21 protein-coding genes are annotated in these 26249 nt (G+C 75.1%); 16 read left to right on the top strand and 5 right to left on the bottom strand.

Annotated elements, in window-relative coordinates; translation table 11 throughout:
- Positions 1 to 91 precede the first annotated feature (91 nt).
- From O7625_RS15320 to O7625_RS15340, 5 genes are all read left to right on the top strand, one after another.
- Entirely contained in the window at positions 92 to 712 is a 621-nt protein-coding gene (locus tag O7625_RS15320; RefSeq protein ID WP_282346664.1) for a response regulator transcription factor, read from the top strand.
- A gap of 161 nt (positions 713 to 873) precedes the next feature.
- A complete protein-coding gene (locus O7625_RS15325; protein WP_282346665.1) occupies positions 874 to 1464 on the top strand; it encodes a CinA family protein in 591 nt (196 codons plus the stop codon).
- Between the two features lie 165 nt (positions 1465 to 1629).
- Positions 1630 to 2076: a helix-turn-helix transcriptional regulator gene (locus O7625_RS15330; RefSeq protein WP_067302700.1), complete on the top strand. Its 447-nt coding sequence runs from the start codon at positions 1630 to 1632 to the stop codon at positions 2074 to 2076.
- A 184-nt stretch (positions 2077 to 2260) separates the two neighbouring features.
- Entirely contained in the window at positions 2261 to 3133 is an 873-nt protein-coding gene (locus O7625_RS15335) for a PspA/IM30 family protein (protein WP_282346666.1), read from the top strand.
- A 23-nt stretch (positions 3134 to 3156) separates the two neighbouring features.
- The gene (locus O7625_RS15340; RefSeq protein WP_282346667.1) at positions 3157 to 3945 is read left to right on the top strand and encodes a hypothetical protein; all 789 of its coding nucleotides are present in this window, start codon (positions 3157 to 3159) and stop codon (positions 3943 to 3945) included.
- A gap of 7 nt (positions 3946 to 3952) precedes the next feature.
- Here O7625_RS15340 and O7625_RS15345 read toward each other — a convergent pair whose 3' ends face one another.
- Both O7625_RS15345 and O7625_RS15350 read right to left on the bottom strand, forming a co-directional pair.
- Entirely contained in the window at positions 3953 to 7555 is a 3603-nt protein-coding gene (locus tag O7625_RS15345; protein WP_282346668.1) for a hypothetical protein, read from the bottom strand.
- A gap of 204 nt (positions 7556 to 7759) precedes the next feature.
- Positions 7760 to 8569, bottom strand: a complete 810-nt coding sequence (locus O7625_RS15350; RefSeq protein ID WP_282346669.1) for a zinc finger domain-containing protein — start codon at positions 8567 to 8569, stop codon at positions 7760 to 7762.
- Between the two features lie 108 nt (positions 8570 to 8677).
- Between O7625_RS15350 and O7625_RS15355 the strand changes: the two genes are divergently transcribed.
- Positions 8678 to 10051: a hypothetical protein gene (locus tag O7625_RS15355; protein ID WP_282346670.1), complete on the top strand. Its 1374-nt coding sequence runs from the start codon at positions 8678 to 8680 to the stop codon at positions 10049 to 10051.
- A gap of 74 nt (positions 10052 to 10125) precedes the next feature.
- On the opposite strand, the gene O7625_RS15360 is transcribed toward O7625_RS15355, so the two are convergent.
- On the bottom strand, positions 10126 to 10368 hold the full coding sequence (locus tag O7625_RS15360) for a CPCC family cysteine-rich protein (RefSeq protein ID WP_084261072.1): 243 nt from the start codon (positions 10366 to 10368) through the stop codon (positions 10126 to 10128).
- Positions 10369 to 10410: 42 nt separating this feature from the next.
- The gene (locus O7625_RS15365; RefSeq protein ID WP_282346671.1) at positions 10411 to 11205 is read right to left on the bottom strand and encodes an SAM-dependent chlorinase/fluorinase; all 795 of its coding nucleotides are present in this window, start codon (positions 11203 to 11205) and stop codon (positions 10411 to 10413) included.
- A 100-nt stretch (positions 11206 to 11305) separates the two neighbouring features.
- Here O7625_RS15365 and O7625_RS15370 point away from each other — a divergent pair, with 100 nt between their 5' ends.
- A complete protein-coding gene (locus tag O7625_RS15370; RefSeq protein WP_282346672.1) occupies positions 11306 to 11851 on the top strand; it encodes a hypothetical protein in 546 nt (181 codons plus the stop codon).
- A gap of 130 nt (positions 11852 to 11981) precedes the next feature.
- On the opposite strand, the gene O7625_RS15375 is transcribed toward O7625_RS15370, so the two are convergent.
- A complete protein-coding gene (locus O7625_RS15375; protein ID WP_282346673.1) occupies positions 11982 to 16757 on the bottom strand; it encodes a DEAD/DEAH box helicase in 4776 nt (1591 codons plus the stop codon).
- Between the two features lie 177 nt (positions 16758 to 16934).
- On the opposite strand from O7625_RS15375, the gene O7625_RS15380 reads away from it, so the two are divergent.
- From O7625_RS15380 to O7625_RS15420, 9 genes are all read left to right on the top strand, one after another.
- Entirely contained in the window at positions 16935 to 17312 is a 378-nt protein-coding gene (locus O7625_RS15380) for a hypothetical protein (RefSeq protein ID WP_067302725.1), read from the top strand.
- Between the two features lie 106 nt (positions 17313 to 17418).
- The gene (locus tag O7625_RS15385; protein ID WP_282346674.1) at positions 17419 to 20253 is read left to right on the top strand and encodes a Na+/H+ antiporter subunit A; all 2835 of its coding nucleotides are present in this window, start codon (positions 17419 to 17421) and stop codon (positions 20251 to 20253) included.
- On the top strand, positions 20250 to 20732 hold the full coding sequence (locus O7625_RS15390; RefSeq protein ID WP_282346675.1) for a Na(+)/H(+) antiporter subunit C: 483 nt from the start codon (positions 20250 to 20252) through the stop codon (positions 20730 to 20732). Before O7625_RS15385 ends, O7625_RS15390 begins: the two co-directional genes overlap by 4 nt.
- The gene (locus O7625_RS15395) at positions 20729 to 22234 is read left to right on the top strand and encodes a Na+/H+ antiporter subunit D (protein WP_282346677.1); all 1506 of its coding nucleotides are present in this window, start codon (positions 20729 to 20731) and stop codon (positions 22232 to 22234) included. The genes O7625_RS15390 and O7625_RS15395 overlap by 4 nt, the downstream gene beginning before the upstream one ends.
- On the top strand, positions 22231 to 22794 hold the full coding sequence (locus tag O7625_RS15400; RefSeq protein WP_282346678.1) for a Na+/H+ antiporter subunit E: 564 nt from the start codon (positions 22231 to 22233) through the stop codon (positions 22792 to 22794). Before O7625_RS15395 ends, O7625_RS15400 begins: the two co-directional genes overlap by 4 nt.
- Positions 22791 to 23054: a monovalent cation/H+ antiporter complex subunit F gene (locus tag O7625_RS15405; RefSeq protein ID WP_067302741.1), complete on the top strand. Its 264-nt coding sequence runs from the start codon at positions 22791 to 22793 to the stop codon at positions 23052 to 23054. Before O7625_RS15400 ends, O7625_RS15405 begins: the two co-directional genes overlap by 4 nt.
- A complete protein-coding gene (mnhG, locus tag O7625_RS15410; protein WP_282346679.1) occupies positions 23051 to 23404 on the top strand; it encodes a monovalent cation/H(+) antiporter subunit G in 354 nt (117 codons plus the stop codon). The genes O7625_RS15405 and mnhG overlap by 4 nt, the downstream gene beginning before the upstream one ends.
- Positions 23405 to 23560: 156 nt before the next feature.
- On the top strand, positions 23561 to 24946 hold the full coding sequence (locus tag O7625_RS15415; protein ID WP_282346680.1) for a hemolysin family protein: 1386 nt from the start codon (positions 23561 to 23563) through the stop codon (positions 24944 to 24946).
- Positions 24943 to 26007 (top strand): hemolysin family protein, encoded by a 1065-nt coding sequence (locus tag O7625_RS15420; RefSeq protein WP_067302749.1) that lies wholly within the window; start codon positions 24943 to 24945, stop codon positions 26005 to 26007. The genes O7625_RS15415 and O7625_RS15420 overlap by 4 nt, the downstream gene beginning before the upstream one ends.
- The last annotated feature ends 242 nt before the right edge of the window (positions 26008 to 26249 follow it).

Genomic DNA, 26249 nt, shown 5'->3' on the forward strand with positions numbered 1-26249 from the left:
CGGGTGGGGGTCGTGTGGAGGAAGACGCTGCGGGAGGGGGAGGGCATTGACCGGAGGGGCGACGCGCGGCGGGGCGGTCCGGGTGCTGATCGTGGACGACCACCCGGTGGTCCGCCGTGGCCTGCGGACCATGTTGGAGGGCGAGGCCTGGGTCGACGGCGTCCTGGAGGCCGCCACCTGCGCCGAGGCGGTCGGCATCGCGGCGACCGAGCCGGTGGGGGTGGTCGCGATGGACGTGGCGCTGCCGGACGGCGACGGCGTGGAGGCGACCCGGCGGATCGTGCAGGCCCGACCGGAGATCCGGGTGCTGATGGTGACCATGGCCGACGACGAGGACGTGGTCGGCCGGTCGCTGCGGGCCGGTGCCCGGGGCTACGTCCTCAAGGACACCGACCCGGACGTGATCGTCGACGCGTTGCGCACGGTGGCCGGCGGCGGGCTCGTCCTCGGCCCCCGGGTCGGTCCGCAGGTGCTGACCAGCCTGCGTCGTCAGCCGGTCGAGCTGCCGCCCCCGTTCGACCGGCTCACCCCCCGGGAGCGGGACATCCTGCGCCGGCTGGCCGGCGGGGACACCAACGCCCGGATCGCCCGGCACCTCGGGCTCAGTGAGAAGACGGTCCGTAACCAGCTCTCGGCCGTCTTCGCCAAGCTCGGCGTCGCCGACCGGGTGCAGGCCGCCCTGCTCGCCCGGGACGTCGGGCTCACCGGCTGACCACCCTGCCGGCCGGGGACGCCGGCCACCCCGCTGACCGCCCGTCACGGACGCCGGCTGGCCGTCCCTCGGGTGGGGACGCCGGCTGGTCGCCCCCCCGGGCGGCCGGACCGGCGGCCCGGAAGATGAGTAGCGGGGTGACCCGGGGGAAGGAGGACGGCATGGGGACCGGTACGGAACACGGGCCGACGGTGGGCAGCCCGACGGTGGGTAGCCCGGCGGCGGGCGTGGTGCACAGCCTGCACGAGCGGCGGCAGACCCTGGCCACCGTCGAGTCCCTGACCGGTGGCCTGCTGGCCGCCGCGATCGTGGAGATCGCCGGGGTCAGCGCCGTCTACCGGGGTGGGCTCGTGACGTACGCCACGGAGTTGAAGGCGCGGCTGGCCGACGTACCCGAGGATCTGCTGGCCGAACGCGGACCGGTCGATCCGGACGTGGCCGTCGCCCTCGCCGAGGGGGGCCGGCGGCGTTGCGCCGCCGACTGGGGGCTGGCCACCACCGGGGTCGCCGGTCCCGAGCCGCAGGACGGCCGACCGGTCGGCCTGGTCTATGTCGCGGTGGCCGGGCCGGGCGGCCCGGTGGTCCGTCGGCTGGACCTCGACGGGGGCCGCGACCGCATCCGGGCGACCGCGGTGACCGAGGCGTTGCGCCTGCTCGCGGAGCGGATTCACGGGTCCTTCCCGGCGGTCGGCCCCGCCCCGCGCCCCGGGCCGCCGTCCGACGCCCCGCCGACCGGCACCCGGCGGCGCTGACCGGCCCTGCCCAGATCCGACAGGCGGGGCGGGATGTCGCCGGGCCGACCAACGGGTACGGTTGCGGGAAGGCTCCGGCGTACGGTGTCGGCGGCGGCGCGGTCCACCGCGTCCGGCGCGGGCGATCAGCCGCCCGGAGAGTAGATCCCGTCAGGGGGAGGTGCGATGGTCCTGCTACGCCGGGTGATCGGTGACGCACTTCGCGCGCGACGCCAGGGTCAGCACCGCACCCTGCGCGAGGTCTCCACCGCCGCCAACGTCAGCCTCGGCTACCTGTCCGAGATCGAACGCGGCCAGAAGGAGCCCTCCAGCGAGCTGCTCGCCGCCATCTGTGACGCACTCGGTGCCCGGCTGTCCGAGCTGCTGCGCGAGGTGAGCGACACCGTCGCGCTCGCCGAGCAGCTGCCGGGCGTGCTCATGCCGGTCCAGGACGAGCCGGTCGCCGCCGGGTCAGCCGCCGGTCCGGTGCGCAAGGCCACCGGCCGCGGGGTACGCCAGATGGCCACCGACGGCGCGGTCGCCGTCTCGGTGCGCCAGGACTCCCCGCTGAAGGCCACCCTGCGCAGCGCCCGGGTCCGTCCCAGCGACCGCGACGTGGTCTGCGCCGCCTGACCCGGGTCCGTCCCGTGGCCGGGCTGGCAGACGCCGCGTAGTGTTGATCGCAGGCCGCCGGGGCACCCCGCGGTACGAACGGCCCTGCTGGCGTCCGGCTGCGACGATGGGGGCGTGCCGTGCGGCCCGTCCGGCCCCCGGTGTGGCCGAGGCGCAGCGACGCTACTGAGGGGATACCGCGGAGATGGCGAACCCGTTCGTCAAGGGCTGGAAGTACCTGATGGCGCTCTTCGGTGCCAAGATCGATGAGCACGCCGATCCGAAGGTGCAGATCCAGCAGGCCATCGAGGACGCGCAGCGTCAGCACCAGACGTTGGTCCAGCAGGCGGCGGCGGTGATCGGCAACCAGCGCCAGCTGGAGATGAAGCTCTCCCGGCAGATGACCGAGGTCGAGCGGCTCCAGGGCAACGCCCGGCAGGCGCTGGTCCTCGCCGACCAGTCCCGGGCCAAGGGCGACGAGGCCGAGGCCGGTCGCTACGAGCAGTCCGCCCAGGTGCTCGCCACCCAGCTGGTCTCCGCCGAGCAGGCCACCGAGGACCTGAAGACCCTGCACGACCAGGCGCTCGGTGCCGCCGCCCAGGCCCGGCGCGCGGTCGAGAACAATTCGATGATCCTCCAGCAGAAGCTCGCCGAGCGGACCAAGCTGCTCAGCCAGCTCGAACAGGCCAAGATGCAGGAGAGCGTCGCCCGCTCCCTGGAGTCGATGTCCTCGCTGACCGCGCCCACCAACACCCCGTCGCTGGACGAGGTGCGCGACCGCATCGAGCGCCGCTACGCCAACGCGATGGGTCGGGCCGAGCTGGCCGGCAACTCCGTCGAGGGGCGGATGCTGGAGATCCAGAAGTCGACCCTGGACAGCGCCGGGTCGTCCCGGCTGGAGCAGATCCGGGCCAGCATGGCCGGCGACCAGCTCGGCGGCCGGCAGGAGCAGCCGGCGGTGCAGCAGCAGGCGCAGCCCGCCGCGCCGACGGCCGACCCGGCCGCCGCCGCCCGGCTGGACGAGATCCGGGCCAGCATGGGCCGCGACCGCGGCGTGGGGGACAGCAGCGCCGGCTGAGCGGCCGGCACGAGGAGGTACGGGTGGCCGACGAGCGAACGCGACACTTCCGTCGACTGGGCAGACTCCGGCGCTCCGCCCGCCGGTGGAGCGTACTGGCCGGCGGGCTCACCGGTGCGGCGGCGGTGCTGACGCCGTACGCGGGGCTGGGGTTGCCCGACGCGGCCTGGGCCGGTGCCGCCGGCAGCGCCGTCGCGCTGGCCGCCTGGCGCTGGATCGACCTGCGGGCGTTCGCCGCCCGCCCGGTTCCGCCCGCCCTCGACCCGGCCGAGGCCGCCGCCCGCTCCCGGGCCCGGCTGGTCGCGGCCGTCGAACGGCTCCCGGTCGGCCCCGGCGTGCTGGCCGAGGCCCGCCGGTTCCGCTCCCGGTTCGCGTTGCGGGGCACCTCCGCCGCCGAGTCGTGGGCCCGGCTGGACCGGGCCGCGCTCACCCTGGCCGGGATCGCGCCCCGACTGACCGGCCTGGCCGAGCCGGCGGTGCTGGAGGCCGCTGCCGCCGACCGCTCGCTGCGGGATCTGGCCGACCGGACGGCCGGCGTGGAACGCGCGCTGCGGCTCGCCCCGGTCGAGGCCCGCCCCCGGCTCGCCGAGGCGCACCGGGCGCTGCGCGACCAGCTGGTCGCCGGGGTGACCGCCTACGAGGGGCTGGTCGCCGCCGCCGCCGGCTACGTCGCCGAGGACGCCCACCCGGAGGTCGTCGCCGACCCGGCGGCGACCCGGCTGATGGAGGCGACCGACCTGCTGCACGGGGTCGCCGCCGCCCTGGCCGAGCTGCGCACCGTCGGCGAACCCCTGCGCGCCCCCACCCGCTGAGCCGGTCTCAGCGGGGCGTGCTGACCGGCACCGGGACGGTCCAGGGGGAGCTGCCCACCACGTTGAACGAGCGGACCCGGTAGTGGTAGGTGACGCCCCGGGCCAGACCGGTGTTGGTGAACACCCGACCGGTCACGGTGAAACTGGCCAGCTCCCGGCAGAACTGCGGATCCACCGCGCGCTGCACCACGAACCCGGCCCCCGGCCCCGGCGGGAGGCCCGCCGCCCAGCTCAACGACACCGTCGCGGTGTCCGACGCGGGGACGCCGACCGTCGCCACCAGCCCGGTCGGCGGGCCCGGCAGGGGCGGGGTGACCGCCGTGGCCACCGTCGACCACGGTGACGCCGCACCGAGATACGTCGTCCGGACCCGGTAGTAGTAGGTGGTGTCCGGGGCCACCGCGGAGTCGACGTGGTGGTTGCAGACCGGGACGGCGGTGGTGCCCGGCCCGCTGGTGAAGGTCGGGTTGGTGGCCCGCTGCACGTCCAGGCCGGTGGCGAAGGAGCGGTTCACCCAGCGCAACGCCACCCGCAGCGGCACCGCCGCCGGCACCGTCGCGGCCAGCCTGTCCGGTGCGGGCAGCCGTACCGACGCCGGGCTGCTGTTCGACCAGGCCGAGCAGCCGGCGGCGTTCTCGGCCCGGATCCGGTAGTGGTAGGTGACCCCCGGGGTGATGGTGGCGTCGGTGTAGCGGATGGCCGTCGCCGCCACGGTGATCGTGGTCAGCCCGGTGGTGAAGTCGACGTCGGTGGCCCGCTGGAGCAGGTGGCTGGTGGCCGCCGGCCGGCTGCCGTGGCCCGTCCAGGCCAGCGCGATAGCCGGCAGCGCGGTCGCCGAGCCGGGCACCGGGGTCGCGGTCAGCCCGGTCGGCGCGCGGGGGGAGACCCGCAGGACCAGCGGCCGGCTCATGCCGAGGTCCCGCAGCCCGGCCGCGCCGCTGGACCAGCGGAATTCCCAGCCCAGGTTGACCGGTTGGTTGACCACCGTCGCCGGCTGGCCGTCGCACGGGCTGACCGGGGTGGCGTCGAGCCGTACCCCGGCCGGGCGGGTCGGGTCGAGCAGCCGCAGGCTGTCGGCGACCTTGAACGGCAACGGCGGCACCTCGGGGCGCAGCGCCACCACCACGTCCTCGGCCGGGTTGACCCGGACGGTCTGCTTCCAGCCCCGCTCGCCGCCGTCCGGGGGGCGGACCGTGCCGTCCCCGCCGGTCCGGTTGACCACCTGCACGTCGCAGCCGTCGAAGCGGACCGGGTGGGTCTGCCGACCGGTGCCGCGGATCCGCCACAGCTCGACGCCGTCGGCGGGTTCCCCCGCCCCTGCCGTCGGGTCGACCGCGACGAGGATCTCGGTCGCCGGGTCCGCCGGGCCGAGGGGCAGGGTCGTCGGGCCGAGCGGTCCGGCGTTCGGATGGGCCACTCCGAGCCGGCCGGCCCGCCGCCCGTACTCCGGCTCGAAGACGGTGCCGACGGTCTTCACCCGGATCGGCAGGGTGACCGGCCCGGTGCCCACCGGCGGGGTGAAGGTGACCGAGGTGGCGTGCGCGGGCGCGACCACGCCCCGGTGGGTGGTGGTGCCGAACGCCCGGTCGTACTCCGGCTGCGGCACGACCGGTGGCCGCTGGCTGGCCGCGTACGCGGCGGGCAGCCGGTCGGTCAGCCGGGCCAGGTCGTACCGCTCGGTGGGGGTGCCGGTGACCCGGAACTGGAGCACGGTACGGGTGTTCGGGCCGTAGCCGGGCAGGGTGACCGGGCCGCCCCCCTCGGCGCGCCGGTCCGGGGCGTCGGTGTGCCGGTCGTAGCGGGGGTCGAAGCCGGGCAGCGGGGCCGGGCAGTCGTTGTAGAGCAGTACCGTCGCGCCGGGGGGCAGGGCGGAGAAGTCGACGAGCACGTCGGCCCGTTCCCCCGGGGCGAGCAGCAGCGCGGCCGAGTCCACGTTGAGCACGGTTGGGTCGCGGCGGTCGTACCGGTAGCCGACCGGGCGGTTCGGCACCACCACCGGGGCGGGGAGCAGCCCGCACTCGTTGCCGATCTGGATCATGGGTGGGCCGGCGGCGGCCGGGTCGGGCACCCCGCCGTCCCGCCCGTCGACCGGCCAGTCGGTCGGCCGCCCGGCGGCCCGTACGGCGGCCACCATCGGCACCTCGCCGGCGTCGGCGTCGGCGAGGCTGCCGTCGGCCCGCCACATCGGCCCGTCCGAGCGGGCCCGGTAGAGCTGGAGGTTGAGGGCGCGGTCGGCGCAGCCGTTGACGATCCGGAACCGGTACGCCGTCGGCCGCACCCGCAGGTACGGGTAGGCGACCCCGTTGACCAGCATGGTGTCCCCGTACGCCTCGGGCACGGCGCTCGGGTGCGGCACCCCGGGGATGCGGGGCGGCTCCTGCGGGGCGGCGACCGGATCGTGGTGCGGGTTGTCGACCGGGCCGACCCGTGGCCCGTCCCGCCCCTCGCCGCCGGGCAGCCAGGGGCCGTAGTCCCAGCGTCCGGTGGGGTTCCGCCCGGAGTCCCGGTGCGGGTCCTGCCGGGGCTGGTAGACGTGCGGGTGCCACAGGTCGCCCCGGGTGCCCCAGCGGTCCCGGTCCCAGGTGGGATCCTCGGCGGCGAGCTGGGCGTCGTCCGGGACGAAGGTCCGGTCCTGGATCACCAGCGGGATCTGCCCGGCGGGGAGCACCCCGTCGGCGACCAGGTCCTCCTCGGCCGGGTCGGTGAGCAGGTAGAGGGCGAACTGACCGGACAGGACGGTCAGCCGGGACAGCCCGACGGTGTTGTCCTGCAGGCACATCAGCCGGCCGCTCTGCGCGTTCGGGTAGTAGAGCGTGGTGGCTCCGGCCCCGGGCGCCGGCATGTCCGGCACGTGGGTCAGGCCCGGCCCGGTCGGGTACGGGGTGATCTCCCCGGCCGGGGTCACCCACTGCCACGGGTTGCCGGCGCTGATCCAGCCGGTGTGCGCCCCGGAGAGCTGCGGCACAGCGCGGTTCTGCGGGTAGGGCGCCGGCCCCTCCAGCGGCCCCGGCCCGGCACCCGAGAGGCTGGTGTCCACCGGCAGGAACAGGTCCCCGGCCGGGCCGGTGGGGAGCTGGTTGATGAACTTGATCCGGACCGGACGGTCCCGCCGCGCCATGATCAGCGGTCCCAGGTGGTAGGGCCGCTCCGGTGGGGCGACAGTGTTGTGCCCGTCCCGGTCGGTGCCCAGGTTGAGCTGGCGGTAGCCGCGCAGCCGGGTGGCGGGCAGGTCCCGGTGCAGCCGCTGGGTGTACTCGGCCAGCCCGATCTCGTAGTAGTCGCAGCCCGGCCAGCTCACCGTGTCCGGGGTGGCAACCGGCAGCCAGCCGCCCAGCTCGGTGCGGACCGGGCCGGGCAGCGGCAGGGCGTCGACGAACTTGCGCAGGCCGGTGCCGGTGAGCACCCGGCCCTGCCGGTCGCGTACCGGCAGTGGGCTGCCGGCGAAGTTGGGCACCGGGCCGAAGCAGCGCGGCACGGCGGCCGGGTCCAGGCTCGCCGGGGCGGGACCGGACTCGCCGGTCCGGGCCGCCGGCACGGCGGGCCGGTCGGTGCGGTCGGTGCGGACGACCCGGGTCGTCCAGGGCAGTCGTGGTCTGCGGAACAGGGCCATGGCTCTCCCCGGGCACGGGGACGCGCCGACCCCCACCCCGGCGTGGTGGACGGTCGCGTCCGGTGGTGACGAACGGTGAGCACTCCAATGCAGCATGCAACCTGGGTGGGCGGATAGGAATTACCCATTCGTCCGTGTCTGCCGGCTCGTCCCGCCAGCCGGGAGGGTGCGGTGCGGAAGTCGGCCCGCCCGTGCCGGCCGGACTCAGTGGGCCGCCGGGGGCGGCTGGCAGACCGGGCACCAGTAGGTGACCCGTTCGCCCAGCTCCTCCCGGCTGATGGCGGTGCCGCAGCGGCGGCACGGCTGCGCCCGCCGGCCGTAGACGTAGCTGGTCTGCCCCCGGCGCAGGGAACCGGTGGTGCTCTGGGTCCACCGGCCCCGGTTGGCGGCGAGCAGTCGCTGGGCCAGGGCCACCACGGCGGGCAGGTCGGGCACCGCGCCGACCGGCGTCCACGGGGACAGGCCGCGCAGGAACAGCAGCTCGCACTTGTAGAGGTTGCCCACCCCGGCCAGTTTGCGCTGGTCGAGCAGGGCCTCGCCGATGGTCACCCCGGGGGCGGCGGCCAGCCGGCGGACCGCCTCGTCCGGATCCCAGTCCGCGCCGAGCAGGTCGGGGCCGAGGTGCCCGAGCAGGCTCTCCTCCCCGGCGGTGGGGAGCAGGGCCAGCTCGTGCAGGTGGTAGCCGACGGCCACCGCCTCCGGGCTGCGCAGCACCACCCGGATCAGGTGCGCCGGCCGGGCGGTCCACCGTTCCCCCGGGGCGTACGCCCGCCAGACGCCGTCCATCCGCAGGTGGGAGTGGAGCGTCCAGGCGGCGGTGGGCGAGGCCTGCGGCGGTGCGGCCAGCCGGAGCAGGAGGTGCTTGCCCCGGCTGGCCGACTCGCGCACCGTCCAGCCGGTCAGGTCGGTGGTGGCGAGGGTGGGAATCCGGAAGTCGCTGCCGGTGAGCCGCACCCCGGCGAGCGCCCGGTGCAGGACGCGGGCGGTGTTCCAGACGGTGTCTCCTTCGGGCACCCCGGCATTCTCCCCCGTCCGAACAGAATTCGCATGTATCGCTATTTGTAGCGTGCTTCTCTCGATCTACCAATAAATGCACTATGGGGGAGTTCTGAGGAGAATATTATGGCAGTTCGCCCCCGTCGTACCCCGTCGTCCCTGCTGGTCGGTCTGCTGGCCGTGACCCTGGCCGGCGCGCTCACCCCGACCACCGTGGCCGCCACACCCCGCGCCCCCACCACCGACCTCTCCCGACCCGCCCTGGACCAACCCGCGTTGGACCGGACCGCCCTGGACCGGACCGCCCTGGACCGGGTCGCGCTCGACCGATCCGCGCTGGACCGGGCCGGGCCGTGGGCCGCGTCGTCGGCCGCCGGCGAGCGGTGGTCGGTCGACCTCGCGGTCGGCGGTGGCGACGACGTCAACGTCCGCACCGGTGCGGGCCTGCTGCGCCTGGCCGACACCCGACCCACCCGGCGGACCCGGCCCGCCGCGCTGGCCGCGCCGGTGGCCGAGGGGGCGCTGCTCGCCCCCGCGCGCACCCTCGCCGGCCCGGCCAACCGGATCCACGCCGACCTCACCGCCGAGACACCCCCCGGCACCACCGCCCAGGTACAGGTCCGGGGCGCGCGGTCCACCGGCTGGACGGAGTGGCGGGAGGCCGGCGGCGCTCCGGTCGTCTTCGACCGGCCGGTCAGCCGGGTCCAGACCCGGGTGCTGCTCACCACCCGCGACCCGAAGGCCGCCGCCTCGGTACGCGCGGTCCGGCTCACCGCCGACACCGCCACCGTCGCGGCACCCGCCCCCGCCGCGGTCCGCAGCTACCGGGTCTTCGCCACCCGGGAGGGCGAGGTCGGCGGGGTGACCGCCAACGGCCGCACCATCCAACCCCGGGACCACTTCGTCGCCCTGCCCTCCCGGCGCGGGCTCTCCCCGCTCGACAGCGGTGACTACACCGTCCGGGTCTGCACCACCAGCGGCAGCCGCTGCGAGTACGCGCCGGTCTGGGACGTCGGCCCGTGGAACACCCGCGACGACTACTGGAACCCCGCCGCCGTCCGGGAGAACTGGAAGGACCTGCCGCAGGGGCGGCCCGAGGCCCAGGCCGCCTACCAGTACGGCTACAACGGCGGCAGGGACCAGTTCGGGCGCACCGTGCTCAACCCGGCCGGCATCGACCTCGCCGACGGCACCTTCTGGGACGGCCTGCTGCTGACCGACAACGCCTGGGTCGACGTGACCTACCTGTGGACCGGCAGCGGCCCGCGCGGCGTCGTCGGCTCCGGGCCGCTCAACATCCGCACCGGCCCCGGCACCTCGTACGCCACCCGGGGGCTCGCCGCGACGCACGCCGACGTACCGATCCAGTGCTACGTCAAGGGGCAGACGGTCGCCGGGACGTACCGGACCACCAACCGGTGGAACCGGCTGGCCGGCGGCCAGTACGTCAGCCACGCCTACGTCTCCGCCGTGTACGGCGGCACCGTGTCACCCTGCTGACCGGGCCGCCCGTCGCCGCACGGGACCGCCCCCGACCCCGGGTGCGACCCCGGCCGGTCGGGGGACGGCCCGGCTCAGGGCCGCTCGTCCGGGCGGGGCGGGCGGACCATGTCCTGGTAGCGGGGGTGGCTGGCGCCGTACACGGCGAAGTTCAGCCGGGCGTGGGTGAGGCTCAGCTCACCGTTCGCCCCGCCCCGCACCACGTCGGCATCGGCGTCGCCCTGGCCGTCATCGGTCCAGAAGCAGACCGGACAGGTGCCCCCACCCGTCCGGGACGCACAACAGGGACAGCCCACCGGAACCCACACTTCACCCACCGCAGCAGCATTCCACACCGGACGTCCGGCAGGGAGCGCAGCTCACCCCCTGATACGTCCCCGCACCGTGACGAGGGCGCCCGGGGCGACCCCGAGCAGGTCCACCGCCCGGCCGCCGTTGCGGGCCACCGCCACCAGGCCGGCGGAGTCGACGAACACGAGCAGCCCACCGGCCGGCGCGTCGCCGAACGTCCGGCCCCGTACCGCCGGCCGGCCGGCGACCTCCACCCCGTCGGGCAGCGACGCCAGCAGGTCGGCCCCGGCGGCGAGCTGCACGTTGCCGAAGCGGTCCACGGTGAGCACCTCGGCGGTGAACCCATCCGCCTCCCGGCGCGACACCGGTGGGGGCAGGGTCACCAGGGTCGCCGGGTCGACCTGCGGCCCGGCATCGGCCGGCCGCCCGCCCAGGGCCAGCCGGGCGGCCACCGGAGCGAAGACGTCCCGGCCGTGGAAGGTGTCCGACACCTCCGCCGCCAGCCACCCCGGTGCGGTCAGCTCCACTGCGGCGGTGATCCCGCCCAGCGCCCGCGCCGCCGCCGGCAGCACCCCGTTGTCCGGCCCGACCAGCAGCCCGCCCGGCGTGACCAGCGCCACCGCCCGCCGGGCCGTGCCGACCCCCGGGTCCACCACCGCCACGTGCACCCCGTACGGCAGGTGCGGCACGGTCTGGGCGAGCACCGCCGCGCCCCGGCGGACGTCCCCCGGCGGCACCAGGTGGGTCACGTCGAGCACCCGCGCCGCCGGGGCGATCCGGCCGATCACCCCGTGGCAGACGGCCACGAAGCCGTCGGTGAGCCCGTAGTCGGTGGTCAGTGAGATCCAGGGGGTCGGGGTCATGCCGGCAGGCTAGTGCGGCGGGCGCACTATCACTGACCGGACACCCCGATCGGCCGACCGGCCGGTGCCGTCCACGGACCGGGTTCGGCAGACTGCCGGGGTGACGAAACGCCTTCGTATCCTGTCCGCGACCGCTGCCGTCCTCGCCGCCCTGGCCCTGGCCGGCTGCGGTGACGACCCCGCCGACGAGCGGGACGGCGGGGCGTGGGCCGACGGCCGGTCGAAGGCCCCGGCCACCACCGAGGCCGCCCCGGCGGACGGCCCGCCGAAGACCGCCAAGCCGGGCACCACCCCCCGGGAGAGTCCCTCCACCCCGCCGTTCGTGCGGCCGACCAAGGAGACCAGCGCACCCGCCGCCCGCAAGGTGGTCGACGCGTTCAAGGCCGCCGGGCTGAAGGTGCCCGACCCGCGTGACCGGTCCAAGGACTGCGGCCCTGACGGTACGGGTGTCGGCTGCGCCCAACTCATGGTCACCGACGCGGTCTCCGTCTACGTCTTCCCCGACGAGGCGAGCGCCACCAACCAGACCGACGTGTGGGGGGCCAAGGCGTACCGGGCCGGTGCGGTGGTGCTCAACTACCTGGGCACCCGGACCAGCGCCGCCGAGCAGCAGCGCTACAACGACGTGCTGACCAAGCTCGGCTGACCCGGCCGGCCCGCCACCGGCCGGTCGTCGCCGCACCGGGTGGCACCGGTGCGGGTGGCCCCTCATCCCTGCGGGGATCGCCGCCCGGTCAGCCGCGTAGGCCCAGGCCCGGCGGGGGTGGCCGGCCCGGTCAGCCGCGTAGGCGCAGGCCACGGGGGGTGGCCCGGAAACCGGCGGCGGTGAGCGCGTCGCTCAGCGGCGACGAGTGCACCGCCCCGCCGTCGGCCCGCTCCACCGACATCGCCCCCAACGCCCCGGAGTGCACCGCGTCGGCGAGCGCCTTGCCGGCGACGGCCAGCGTGTCGGCGTCGTCGGTGAACGAGAGGATCGTCCGGCCACCCCGCTCGACATAGAGCGCCAGGTCGCCACCGACCAGCACCACCACCGCCCCGGCCTTGCGCCCGGCCCGGTGCCCGCTGCTCGGTGCGGTGCCGTCACCGGAGTCGACGGCCCGCTCCGGCCAGGGCAGCGCCGCGCCGTACGGGTTGGCCGGGTCGGTGGCGGCGAGCACCGTGGTCGGCCCGTGGCCCCGGCCCCGGTCGGTCGGCTCGGCGAGCGCCCGCAGCCGGTCCACCGCGCCGGGCACCGCGAACTGCGCCGCCCCCAGCCCCTCCACGAAGTAGCCCCGCCGGGCCGCGCCGCGCTCCTCCAGCGCGGCGAGCACCGGGTAGACGGCGGCGAACCCGCCGACCACCTGCTCGGCCAGCACCGCGCCCCGGGTCACCACCCCGTGCCGGTCGAGCAGCAGGTCGGCCAGGGCGGCGGCCCGCCGGGTCGGGTCGGTGTCCCGCTGCGGCAGCCGCGACCAGCGCCCGGCCACCGTGGGTGGGCCGCCCCGGCTGGGCAGCGCCACCCGACCCGGGCGGCGGTAGCGGGTGCGCGGGGCGGCCGGGCGGGACCGGTGCGCCCCGCCCGCGCCGAGCGCCGCCCGCAGCGGGGCCAGGGTGTCGTTGGTGAGCAGCCCCGCCCAGACCAGATCCCAGACCACCGCGGTCAGGGCGGCGTCGTCGGTCGAGCCCACCCGGTCGGCCAGCGGCCGGAAGAACAGCGCCTGACCGTCGGCGAGCGCGTCCAGCACGGCGGTGTGCAGTGGGGTGGCGGCGAAGGCGTCGTCCGGCGGGGGGAGCAGCAGCGGCGCGACGTCGGCGTACGCCAGGGTGATCCAGCCGTCGCCGCCGGAGATCGCCCCCGAGCCGCACCACACCACCTCGCCCCCGGCGCACAGCTCGTCGAGCTGGGCGGGGGAGTAGTCGGCGACCCGGGCGGGCAGCACCAGCCGTTCCCACGCCGACGCCGGCACCGCGGTGCCCTGCAACTGCTCGACCGCGGCGGCCACCGCCTCGACCCCGCGCGCCGACGACCCGATCTGCTGCCACCGGGGCAGGAAGCCGGCGAGCACCCGGGGCGGCACCGGTTCTATCTCCCGGCGCAGCGCGGCGAGCGACCGGCGGCGCAGCAGCCGCAGCACCTCGGCGTCGCACCACTGGGTGCCCACGCTGTCCGGGGTGAACTCGCCGGAGACCACCCGCCCGGTCGCGGCGAGCCGGCGCAGCGCCTGCTCCACCACGAACACCCCCAGCCCGAAGCGGGCGGCGCAGCTCGCGGCGGCGAACGGCCCGTGGGTGCGGGCGTACCGGGCGACCAGGTCGCCGAGCGGGTCGGCCACCGGCGTCAGGTACGCCTCGGCCACCCCCACCGGCAGCGCCACCCCGAGCGCGTCGCGCAGCCGGGCGGCGTCCTCGATGCCCACCCAGCGTTCCTCGCCGGCGATCCGGACCCGCAACGCCCGGCGGGCCGCCGCCAGCTCCACCGGCCAGTCCACCGGTACGCCCCGCTCGGCCAGCTCCGCCTCGCTCAGATCGCCGACCACCCGGAGCAGCTCGGCGACGTCCTCGGCGTCGCGCGGGCGACGCTGGTCGGTGCGCCAGCGCACCTGCCGCTCGGTCTCGGCGAGCACCGCCGGGTCGAGCAGTTCGCGTAGGTCCACCCGGCCGAGCAACTCGCCGAGCAGGGCCGAGTCGAGCGCCAGCGCGGCGGCCCGCCGCTCGGCCAGCGGGGCGTCCCCCTCGTAGAGGAACGCGCCGACGTAGCCGAAGAGCAGCGACCGGGCGAACGGTGAGGGCCGCTCGCTCTCCACCTCGACCAGGCGAATCTTCCGGCTGGCCAGGTCGCGCATCAACCCGGCCAGGGCGGGCTGGTCGAAGACGTCCTGCAGGCACTCCCGGGCGGCCTCCAGGGTGACCGGGAAGTCGGCGTACTCGCGGGCCACGTCGAGGAGTTGGGCGGCGCGTTGGCGCTGCTGCCAGAGCGGCTGCCGGCGGCGCGGGTCACGCCGGGGCAGCAGCAGCGACCGGGCGGCGCACTCGCGGAACCGGGCGGCGAAGAGCGCGGAGGTGCCCACCGACTCCTCGACCAGCTGGGCGATCTCGTCGGGCTCGAAGACCACCACGTCGACGCCGGGCGGCTCGTCGGCGGTGTCCGGCAGGCGCACCACGATCCCGTCGTCGGCGGGCATCACCTGGGCGTCCACGCCGTAGCGTTCGGCCAGCCGGCGGCCGATCGCCAACGCCCACGGCCCGTTGACCCGGGCGCCGAGCACGCTGTGCACGGCCAGCCGCCAGTCGCCCAGCTCGTCGCGGAACCGCTCGACCAGCACCGTCCGGTCGTCGGGCAGCGAGCGGGTGGCGGCCTGCTGCTCCCGCAGGTACGCCATCAGGTTGCCGGCCGCCCAGTCGTCCAGGCCACCGGCGTGCAACGCGGCCACGGCGGCGGCGTCGTCCAGGCGCAGCAACGCCCGGATCCGGGCGCCGATGGCCCGGCCCAACTCGACCGGACGGCCCGGCTGGTCGCCCTTCCAGAACGGCATCCGGGCCGCCTGGCCCGGGGCGGGGGAGACCAGCACCCGGTCGGGGGTGATCTCCTCGATCCGCCAGGACGAGGAGCCGAGCAGGAAGACGTCGCCGACCCGGGACTCGTAGACCATCTCCTCGTCCAGCTCGCCGACCCGGGCGGCACGTTCCGCCCCGGCCAGGAAGACCCCGAACAACCCCCGGTCGGGGATGGTGCCGCCGCTGGTGACGGCGAGCCGCTGGGCACCCGGCCGGCCGGTCAGCACGTCGGTGGTCCGGTCCCAGACCACCCGGGGGCGCAGCTCGGCGAAGGCGGTCGACGGGTAACGGCCGGAGAGCATGTCGAGCACGGCGTGCAACGCCGAGTCGGGCAGCTCGGCGAAGGGTGCGGCGCGGCGGACCAGCCCCGCCAGGTCGCCGACCGACCACGGTTCGAGGGCGACCATGGCGACGACCTGCTGGGCGAGCACGTCCAACGGGTTGCGCGGGTAGTGCAGCTCCTCGATGGCGCCGACGGTCATCCGCTCCGCGACTACGGCGCAGGAGAGCAGGTCGCCCCGGTGCTTGGGGAAGACCACCCCCCGGGACACCGCGCCCACCTGGTGCCCGGCCCGGCCGACCCGTTGCAGGCCGGCGGCGACGCTCGGCGGGGCCTCGATCTGCACCACCAGGTCGACCGCGCCCATGTCGATGCCCAGCTCCAGGCTGGAGGTGGCCACCACGGCGGGCAGCCGGCCGGACTTGAGCGCCTCCTCGATCTGTTTGCGTTCCTCCCGGGAGACGCTGCCGTGGTGGGCGCGGGCGATCACCGGGGCGGCCCCGGAGGCCGTGCCGGACTGGGCCATCGCCTCGGCCGGGGGGCGGGGGGTGCGCTGCGGACCCACCGGCCCGCCCCACCGCCGCGCCCCGCCCGGCTCGTCACCCGGGCCGGCCGGCGGCCCGTCGTCCCCGGCCGGTGGCGCGTCCCCGGCCGGTGGCGCGTCCCCGGTCGTTGGTCCGTCTCCGGTCGTTGGTCCGTCCCCGGTCGTTGGTCCGTCTCCGGCCGGCGGCGCGTCCCCGGCGGGTGGTCCGTCCCCGGCCGGTGGCGCGGCGGCGGCCAGGTCCTCGGCGGCCAGTTCGTTGAGCCGGGCGCAGAGCCGTTCGGCGCCGCGTCGGGAGTTGGTGAAGACGATGGTGGAGCGGTGCGCCCGGACCAGGGCGAAGACCCGTTCCTCCACGGCGGGCCAGATCGACGCCCGGCGCGGCCCGGGGCCACCCAGGTCGTCCTCGGGCGGCTGCTCGGCCTCGTCGAGCCGGGTCATGTCCTCCACCGGGACCTCGACGCTGACCTCGATCGTCTTGGGGGTGGCCGGCTGCACCACGTCGACCGGGTGGGCCCCGCCGAGGAACCGGGCGCAGGCGTCGACCGGCCGGACCGTCGCGGACAGGCCGATCCGCTGGGCGGGCCGTTCCAGCAGCGCGTCGAGGCGTTCCAGGGACAGCGCCAGGTGCGCGCCCCGCTTGGTGCCCGCGACGGCGTGCACCTCGTCGAGGATGACCGTCTCGACGCCGCGCAGCGAATCCCGGGCCGCGGAGGTGAGCAGCAGGAACAGCGACTCCGGGGTGGTGATGAGGATGTCCGGTGGGGTGCGGGCGAAGGCCCGGCGCTCGTCGGCCGGCGTGTCGCCGGTACGCATTCCGACGGTGATGTCCGCAGGGGGCGTCCCGAGCCGGGTGGCCGCCTGCCGGATACCGGCGAGCGGGGTGCGGAGATTGCGCTCGACGTCGACCGCGAGCGCCTTGAGCGGGCTGACGTAGAGCACCCGGCAGCGTCGCCGGAGGTCGGCCGGGGGCGGCGTGCCGGCCAGCCGGTCGAGCGACCAGAGGAACGCCGCGAGGGTCTTGCCCGAGCCGGTGGGTGCCACCACCAGGGCGTTGCGGCCGGCGGCCACCGACTGCCAGGCGCCGAGCTGGGCGGCGGTGGGTGCGGCGAAGGCGGCGCTGAACCAGGCCCGGGTGGCCGGGCCGAAGCCGGGCGGGACCGCCTCCGCGCCCGCCGTGCCCCGTCGCCCCGTCACCCGTCCATCCTGCCCCGACCGGCCGACATTCCTCCGAAGCGTCGCGTGACTTGTCCGTATAAAGCAATTAAAGGCTGATTGCCTTTTTGGTACGTTAAGTCTTACTTAACTGCTTGCTTGTGCCCGGCGACATAAAGTAACTTCACTCGGGACGTAGCAACGGGCGAAAGGAATCGGATGTTCGTCGAGGAACGTGGCCCCACGCCCGGCACCGACGTGCTCATCCGCAAGGTCGAAAGCCACCTCGCCGCCCTGCGGACCAGTCTGCGCGGCCCCGAGCTGGAGCTGGCCGAGCGCCTCGCCGGCAGCCTGCGGGAGCTGGTTGCCTCCACCGCCCAGTCCAGCGCCGCCGACCGGGGTCAGGTGCGGGTCGCCGTGCACTACTTCGTGCTCCGCCGGGAGAGCCGCGGCACGCTGCTGCCGGTGCGCTCGCTCAGGGTGGCCCAGCGGGTGGTCGACAAGGTCGCCCGCCAGCTCGGTCGCCCCGACCTGCTGGTCGAGCCGGCCCGGGAGCTGACTCCCGTGCTCACCGGGGGCGACGCCCCGGCCGGCTGACCGGACGATTTCCCGAAAACGCCCCATAGCGGGCGGAACTGGCGTGTGATCGGTGCTGGCCGGGACATCTCGCCCGGTGCGCGCCGCCAGTTCGACGGGAGGACGCGTGCTCGTACTGCTGCTCCTCCACCTGGTGGCGGCGCTGCTCGCGCCGCTGCTGGTCCGCTGGTGGGGCGCCCGCGCCTGCTACCCGCTCGCGCTGGTGCCCGCCGCCGCGTGCTGCTGGGCGCTGGCCCGCACCCCGACCGTCCGCGACGGCGGCGCGGTCGTCGAGACGTACCGCTGGATCGGTCAGCTCCACCTCGACGTGGCGCTGCGGATGACGACGCTGTCCTGGCTGATGACCCTGCTGGTCGGCGGGATCGGCGCGGTGGTCCTGGTCTACTGCGGCCGGTACTTCGCGGCCGACTCGGTGGGGCTGCCCCGGTTCGTCGCGGTGCTGGTCGCGTTCGCCGGGGCGATGCTCGGCCTCGTCCTCGCCGACGACCTGCTGCTGCTCTACGTCTTCTGGGAACTCACCACCGTCTTCTCCTACCTGCTCATCGGCCACAGCACCGAACGACGCGCCAGCCGCTGGGCGGCGGCCCAGGCACTGACCGTCACCACCATGGGCGGGCTGGCCATGCTGCTCGGCTTCCTGATCCTCGGCGGGCACGCCGGCACCTACCGCTGGTCGGAGATCGCCGCCGCGCCGCTGCCCGGTGGCGGGACGCTGGTCGCCGCGGTGCTGCTGGTCCTGACCGGCGCGCTCGCCAAGTCGGCGGTCGTGCCGTTCAACGGCTGGCTGCCGGTGGCGATGGCCGCGCCCACCCCGGTCAGCGCCTACCTGCACGCGGCGGCGATGGTGAAGGCCGGCGTCTACCTGATCGGCCTGCTCGCCCCGACCCTCGCCGACGTCGGGCCGTGGCGTCCCGTGCTGCTCACCCTCGGCCTGGTCACCATGCTCGTCGGCGGCTGGGCGGCGCTGCGCCAGTGCGACCTGAAGCTGCTGCTGGCCTACGGCACGGTCAGCCAGCTCGGCCTGCTCACCGTGGTCATCGGCACGGGCAGTGCGGACGCCGCGCTCGCCGGGGTGGCGATGCTGCTCGCCCACGCCCTGTTCAAGGCGGCGCTGTTCCTCGTGATCGGCATCATCGACCACGAGGTGGGCACCCGCGACCTGCGGGAACTCTCCGGCCTCGGGCGTCGGGCACCGGTGCTGGCGGTGGTCGCCGCGCTCGCCGCCGCCTCGATGGCGGGCCTGCCGCCACTGTTCGGCTTCGTCGCCAAGGAGGCGGTCTTCGCCGCCACCGCCGACCGGCCGGTGGTGCTCGTCGGCCTGGTCCTGGGCACGGTGCTCACCGTCGCCTACAGCATCCGGTTCCTCTGGGGCGCCTTCGCCACCCGGCCGGACGTACCGGTCACCGCGCCGGACCCGATCCCGCTACCCATGCTCGCCCCGCCGGCCCTGCTCGCCCTGGTCGGGCTGGTCGCCGGTCCGGCCGCCGCCGGGCTGGACGGCCTGCTCGCCCCGTACGCGGCACTCTTCGGCCCACCGGACGACGAACTCGCTCTCTGGCACGGGTTCACCCCGGCCCTCGGCCTGTCCGCGCTGGCGGTGGCCGGCGGGTTCCTGCTGCACGCGGTGCGCGGCCCGCTCGCACCGACGCTGGCCCGGTGGCGGCTGCCGTTCACCGGCAACCGGGGGTACGAGTGGGCCACCCACCGGTTCGACCGGCTGGCCATCGAGGTCACCGGTGCCACCCAGCGCGGCTCGCTGCCGCTCTACCTCGGCACCGTCCTGCTGGCCCTGGTGCTGCTGCCGGGTACCGCGCTGGTCAGCACCAGCCCGTGGCGGACCCGGATCGCGGTCTGGGACAGTCCGCTGCAACTGGTGGTCGGCGTGATCGTCGGGGTGGCGGCCGTCTTCGCGGTCAACGCCCGGCGGCGACTGACCGCGATGCTGCTGGTCGGGGTGACCGGGTACGGCACCGCGATGCTGTTCGTGCTCTACGGCGCACCCGACCTGGCGCTGACCCAGTTCCTGGTGGAGACCGCCACCATCGCCGTCTTCGTCCTGGTGCTGCGGCGACTGCCGGAGCGGTTCTCCGCCCGGCCGTTGCGCCGCAGCCGGTGGGCCCGCCGGCTGCTCGGCTCCGCGGTGGGGGCGGTGCTGGCCGGGCTGGCGCTGATCGCCGCCGGGGCCCGTACCGCCGTGTCCATCTCCACCGACTTCCCGGCGCTGGCCGTCGCGCAGGGGTACGGACGCAACGTGGTCAACGTGACCCTGGTGGACATCCGGGCCTGGGACACCATGGGGGAGGTCGCCGTGCTGGTGGTGGCGGCCACCGGGGTGGCCAGCCTGATCTTCGAGCGGTCCCGCACCGGGCCGCGACCGCGCCGGGTCGAACCCTCCTCACCCCGGCGCGACGACCGGCCGGTCTGGTTGCGCGGCGGCACGACGCTGCACGAGCGGCGGCGCTCCATCGTCTTCGAGGTGGTGACCCGGCTGCTGTTCCACACCATCGTGCTCTTCTCCCTGTTCCTGCTCTTCTCCGGCCACAACGCCCCCGGCGGCGGCTTCGCCGGTGGCCTGGTGGCGAGCCTGGCGCTGGCCGTGCGCTACCTGGCCGGCGGCCGTTACGAGCTGGCCGAGGCGGCCCCGGTCGGGGCGGGCACGGTGCTCGGCGCGGGTCTGGCGATCTGCGTCGGCGGCGGGGTGCTCAGCCTGCTGGCCAGCGGGACGGTGCTGGAGAGCACCAAGGTGGACCTGCCGCTGCCCGGCCTCGGCGGGCCTTACCTGGTGACGTCGCTCTTCTTCGACATCGGGGTCTACCTGATCGTGGTGGGGCTGATGCTGGACATCCTGCGCAGCCTCGGGGCGGAGATCGACCGGCACGCCGAGGCGGCCGGCAAGGCCGACCGGGGGCTCGTCGTCGACCACGAGGGGGACCGGCGGTGAGGGACAGCGGCGCAGGACCCACGCTGGTGCTGGTGGTCGCCGTGGGCGTGCTCACCGCCACCGGGGTGACCCTGCTGTTGGAGCGCAGCCTCACCCGGATCCTGCTCGGCGTCATCCTGCTCGGCAACGGGGTGAACCTGCTCATCCTGGTCGGTGGCCGGGCGGGCGGGGCACCGGTGGTCGGCACCGGCCCGGACGCGGGGATGAGCGACGCGCTGCCGCAGGCGATGGTGCTCACCGCCATCGTGATCACCTTCGGGCTGACCGCGTTCCTCGCCGCCGTGGCGTACCGGAGCTGGTATCTCAGCGGCAACGACGAGGTCCAGGACGACGTGGAGGACCAGCAGATCGTCGCCCTCGCGGCCCGCAACGAGGTGGCCAACGCCGACCTCGGCGGCGAGGGGCCGGGCGACGACCCGGAGCAGGTGTCCCCGGAGCCGGCGCAGCGGCCCGGCCGCCGGTCGGACGGTGCCCGGTGAGCCGGCTCGTCCCGCTGCCGGTGGTGGTGCCGCTGCTCGGTGCCGCGCTCACCCTGATCCTGGTCAACCGGCCCCGGGTGCAGCGCACGGTCAGCGTGGTCGCGCTCGGCACCAACCTGGTCGTCGCGGCGCTGCTGCTGGTCCGCGCCCACCGGGAGGGGCCGGTGGTGTCCGAGGCGGGGGGCTGGCCCGCGCCGGTGGGCATCGTGCTGGTGGCCGACCAGCTCGCCGCGCTGATGCTGGTGGTCTCCTCGGCGGTGACCCTCTGCGTGCTGCTCTACTCGATCGGCCAGGGCCGGGCCGAGACCAGCGAGTCCGCGCCGGTGAGCATCTTCCACCCCACCTACCTGGTGCTGACCGCCGGGATCTGCAACGCGTTCCTCGCCGGTGACCTGTTCAACCTCTTCGTCGGGTTCGAGATCCTGCTCGCGGCGAGCTTCGTGCTGATCACCCTGGGCGGCACCGAGGCGCGGATCCGCACCGGCTCCACGTACGTGGCGGTGAGCATCCTCTCCTCGATGATTTTCCTGGCCGCGGTGGGACTGGTGTACGCGGCCACCGGCACCCTCAACATGGCGCAGCTCGCCGGCCGGCTCGACGCGCTGCCCGACGGCGTACGGCTGGCGTTGCAGTTGATGCTGCTGCTCGCCTTCGGCATCAAGGCGGCGCTGTTCCCGCTCTCCGCCTGGCTGCCGGACAGCTACCCGACCGCCCCGGCACCGGTCACCGCCGTCTTCGCCGGCCTGCTCACCAAGGTCGGCGTCTACGCGATCATCCGGACCGAGACGCTCCTCTTCCCCGGCGCCGAGGTGGGCAACCTGCTGATGGTCGGGGCCGGGCTGACCATGATGGTCGGGGTGCTGGGCGCGGTGGCCCAGTCGGACCTGAAGCGGCTGTTTTCGTTCACCCTGGTCAGCCACATCGGCTACATGATCTTCGGGGTGGCGCTGAGCACCACCGCCGCGCTCTCCGGGGCGATCTTCTACGTGGTGCACCACATCACCGTCCAGACCACCCTGTTCCTGGTCGCCGGGCTGGTCGAGGAGCGGGCCGGCAGCACCGACCTGCGCCGGCTCGGTGGGCTGGCCCGGGTCGCCCCGCTGCTGGCGGTGCTCTTCTTCGTCCCGGCGATGAACCTGGCCGGCATTCCGCCGTTCTCCGGCTTCCTCGGCAAGGTCGGCCTGCTCCAGGCCGGGGTGGCGCACGGCGGGCCGCTGCCCTGGGCGGTGGTCGTCGCCGGCACGGTGACCAGCCTGCTCACCCTCTACGCCGCCTCCCGGGTGTGGAACATCGCGTTCTGGCGGGCACCCCGACTGGCCACCGCCGACCCGGTGGAGCGGCTGCCCCGGCTGATGGTCGGCGCGACCACCGCCCTGGTCGTGCTGGGGCTGGGCCTCACCGTCGTCGCCGGCCCGCTGTTCCAGGTCACCGCCGACGCCGCCGCCGACCTACGGCTGCGTACCCCGTACGTGCGGGCCGTCCTGCCCGGTGGGCCACCGTGACCGGCTCGTCGCCGCCGCGCAGCGGACGCCGCCGCGACCAGCTCATCGCCCTCGGCTGGCTGGTCGTGGTCTGGAACCTGCTGTGGGGGCAGTTCTCCCCGGCCAACGTCCTCACCGGCCTGCTCGTCGGCGGGGCGGTGCTGCTGTTCTTCCCCCTCCCGCCGGTCTCCTTCGGCGGCCGGCTGCGCCCCCGGGCGCTGCTGACCCTCGCGGGTGTGTTCATCGTCGAACTGGTCAGCGCCAGCATCCACGTCGCCGCCATTGCGGTACGTCCCGGTTTCCGCCCGCGCGGGGCGATCATCGGGGTGACGCTGCGGGTCCGTACCGACCTGAACCTGGCGCTCACCGCCGAGCTGCTCTCGCTGGTGCCGGGCACCCTGATCGTCGAGGTGGACCGGGACGCGGGTGTCCTCTACGTCCACGTGCTCGACGTACGGTCCCCGGCCGACCTGACCGACAGCCGGGACCGGGTCCTGGCCGTCGAGGAACGGATCGTCCGGGCCGTCGGCTCCGACGCCGAACTGCGCCACCTCAGCACCGCACCCACGGAGGCACCGTGACCGTCGTCCTCGCCGTCGTCCTGACCGTCCTGCTGTCGGTCACCGCCCTGCTGGCCCTGGCCCGGATCTACCGGGGCCCGTCGCTGCTGGACCGGGTCATCGCCGCCGACCTGCTGCTCGCCACCATGCTCGGCGCGGTCGGCGCGGAGGCGGCGGTCAACCGGCACGCCACCACCCTGCCGGTGCTGGTGGTGCTCTCCCTGCTCGGCTTCGTCGGCTCCGTCGCCCTGGTCCGCTTCGCCGCCCGGGAGGAGTCGTGAGCGTGGGTACGGCACTCGACTGGCTGGCCGCCGTCGCCCTGGTCTGCGGGGCGCTGCTCAGCCTCGCCGCCGGGATCGGCGTGCTGCGCTTCCCGGACGTGCTGGACCGGATGCACGCCGCCACGAAACCCCAGGTGCTGGGGGTGCTGCTGTTGCTGGTCGGGCTGGCGCTGCGGCTGCGTACCGTCGCCGACCTGGGCATGATCGTCCTGGTCGGGGTCTTCCAGCTGGCCACCGCGCCGGTGGCCGCCCAGATGATCGGCCGGGCCGCCTACCGGTCGGGCCGGGTCGACCGCGGCCTGCTCGACGTCGACGAACTGGCCGAACCCGGACCCCGGGGCCGGCGGTGACGGCCGGGCACTTTACGCCCACCCTCAGCGGGCTCGCAGTCGGCGCGGATATCATTACCGAATGATCGACTCCTCTGCCCAGGAGGGCAGCAGTAGCCAGCCGGGTCGTGCCCGGCAATCCCCCGCCCCGACGTCCACGGGAGCCCTGAGCGACCCGTGTTGATCGTCGTCGGCCTCGCACTCATCATCGTCCTCACCGCCGCCACCGGCTACTTCGTGGCCCAGGAGTTCGGCTACGTCGCCGTCGACCGGGGCAAGCTCAAGCAGCTCGCCGACGACGGCGACGCCAAGGCGGCCCGCGCCCTGGAGGTCACCGGCCGGCTGTCGTTCATGCTCTCCGGAGCGCAGCTCGGCATCACGGTGACCGCCCTGCTGGTCGGCTACGCCGCCGAGCCCTACCTGGGAGCCGGCCTGGCCGAGCTGCTCGGTGGGGCCGGCGTCGGCACCGGGGTCAGCCTGCCGTTGTCGGTGGCGCTGGCCCTGGTCATCGCCACCGTCGTACAGATGGTCCTCGGCGAGCTGGCCCCGAAGAACCTGGCCATCGCCCGGCCCGAGGCGCTGGCCCGGGCGCTGAGCCGGTCCACCCTGATCTACCTGAAGATCGCCGGGCCGCTGATCACGCTCTTCGACCGGGCCGCCGTCCGGCTGCTGCGCCGGGTCGGCATCGAGCCGATCGAGGAGCTGCCCAGCGGCGCCACCCCCGCCGACCTGGAGCAGATCATCGCCGAGTCCCGGGAGGAGGGGCACCTCGACGCCGAGATGTCCGACCTGCTCGACCGGGGCCTCGACTTCCGGGAGCTGACCGCCGGGGAGGCCATGGTCCCCCGGGTCGACGTGGACACCGTCCGGTCGCACGAGCCGGTCAGCCGGGTGGTCGAGCTGCTCGACACCGGCCACTCCCGTTTCCCGGTACGCGGTGCCGACGGCGTCGACGACCTGGTCGGCGTGATCGGCATCGCCGACGTGCTCGGCGTCCCCCCGGCGGAGCGGGCCACCACCCCGGTCAGCGCGGTGGCCGTGCCGCCGCTGCTGGTGCCCGAGACGTTGCCGCTGCCCACGGTGCTGGACCGGCTGCGGTCCGGGCACCGGCAGCTCGCCTGCGTGGTCGACGAGTACGGCGGCTTCGCCGGTGTGATCACGCTGGAGGACATCGCCGAGGAGCTGGTCGGGCCGATCCGCGACGAGGACGACCCGCCCGAGCGCGCCCCGGCCCGCCAGGACGACGGCTCCTGGGTGGTGCCGGCCCGCTGGCGGATCGACGAGGTGGCCGACAGCACCGGCATCTCGCTGCCCGAGGCCCCCGAGTACGACACCCTCTCCGGGCTGGTCATGCGGGAGCTGGGCCGGGTGCCCGAGGTGGGGGACCGGCTGGAGATCACCCTGCCGGCCGACGGCGAGGAATCGGTGGAGCGGCCGAAGGCCCTGGTCGAGGTGCTCGCGGTGGACCGGCACGTGGCCGACTCCGTCCGCCTCACCATCGCCGGTGACCAGGGCGCAGGCACGGATCTGAGCGCTGCCCGCAGCGGGGAGGACCGGTCGTGAGCCCCGTCGTCGCACTGCTCGTGTCGGTGCTGCTGCTCGCCTTCAACGGCTTCTTCGTGGCCGCCGAGTTCGCGCTGGTGGCGGCCAAGCGTTACCGGTTGGAACAGACCGCCGCCTCGGGCAGCCGGGCCGCCCGCGCCGCGCTGGACGGGGTACGCGAGCTGTCCCTGATGCTGGCCGGGGCGCAGCTCGGCATCACCCTGTGCACGCTGGGTCTGGGCGCGCTGGCCGAACCGGCGATCGAGCACCTGATCAGCCCGCTGCTGCACACCGTCGGTCTGCCCGAGGCGGCCAGTCACGTCGTCGCGTTGATCTTCGCGTTGGGGCTGGTGACGTTCCTGCACCTGGTGGTCGGCGAGATGGCCCCCAAGTCGTGGGCGATCACCGACGCCGAGCGCTCGGCGACGCTGCTGGCGCTGCCGTTCCGGGCCTTCGCCCGGGTCGCCCGGCCGGTGCTGTCCCTGCTCAACGCCCTGGCCAACGCGATGCTGCGGCTGGTCGGGGTGCAGCAGCAGGACCAGCTCGCCCAGGTCCACGGCCCGGACGAGCTGCGCATCCTGCTGGAGCAGTCCCGCGAGCACGGCCTGCTCGGTGCCGAGCAGCACCAGATGCTGACCAGCATGCTGGAGTTGCAGGAGACCACCGTGGCCCAGGTGATGGAGCCCTTCGACCGGATCGTCACGGTCCGCCGGGACGACACCGCCGAACGGATCGAACAGGTCAGCCGGGACAGCGGCCGGTCCCGGCTCGCCGTCCTGGACGGTGGCGGCGAGGTGTGCGGGCTGGTGCACGTACGGGAGGCGGTCCGGGCGGTCACCACCGGCCGGACGGCCACCGCCGCCGAGCTGATGACCCGGTCGTTCACCCTGCCGGCCACCTCCTCGGTCACCGAGGCGGTTGCCGCGATGCGGGCCGACCAGGCCCAGCTGGCGTTGGTCCGCAACGGTGGCGGCCCGACCCGGCCGATCGGTTTCGTGGCCCTGGAGGACCTCCTCGAAGAGGTCATCGGGGAGTTCGACGACGAGACCGACCCGATCCCCCGGGGCCGCCGCCTGCGCTGACACCGCAGCTGCCGGTGGACCTGCGGAAGATCAACACAGTTGAGCCGAGGTAGCGGTCTCGAGGTGTGGTGGACACCGCTACCTCGGCCCAACGGAGCCGATCAACGAACCTCGACCCGGCCCGGGCCAGCTCCCGGGCCGGGTCGAGGGCTTTCCCGGCGGGGTGGTCGAGGAGTGCCCGGCCGGTCAGGGGGAAACCGCCACCTGCCGGGCCGGTCAGGGGGACCATCTGCTGTCGGCTC

The organism is Micromonospora sp. WMMD714 (assembly GCF_029581315.1).
GTDB lineage: Bacteria > Actinomycetota > Actinomycetes > Mycobacteriales > Micromonosporaceae > Micromonospora > Micromonospora rifamycinica.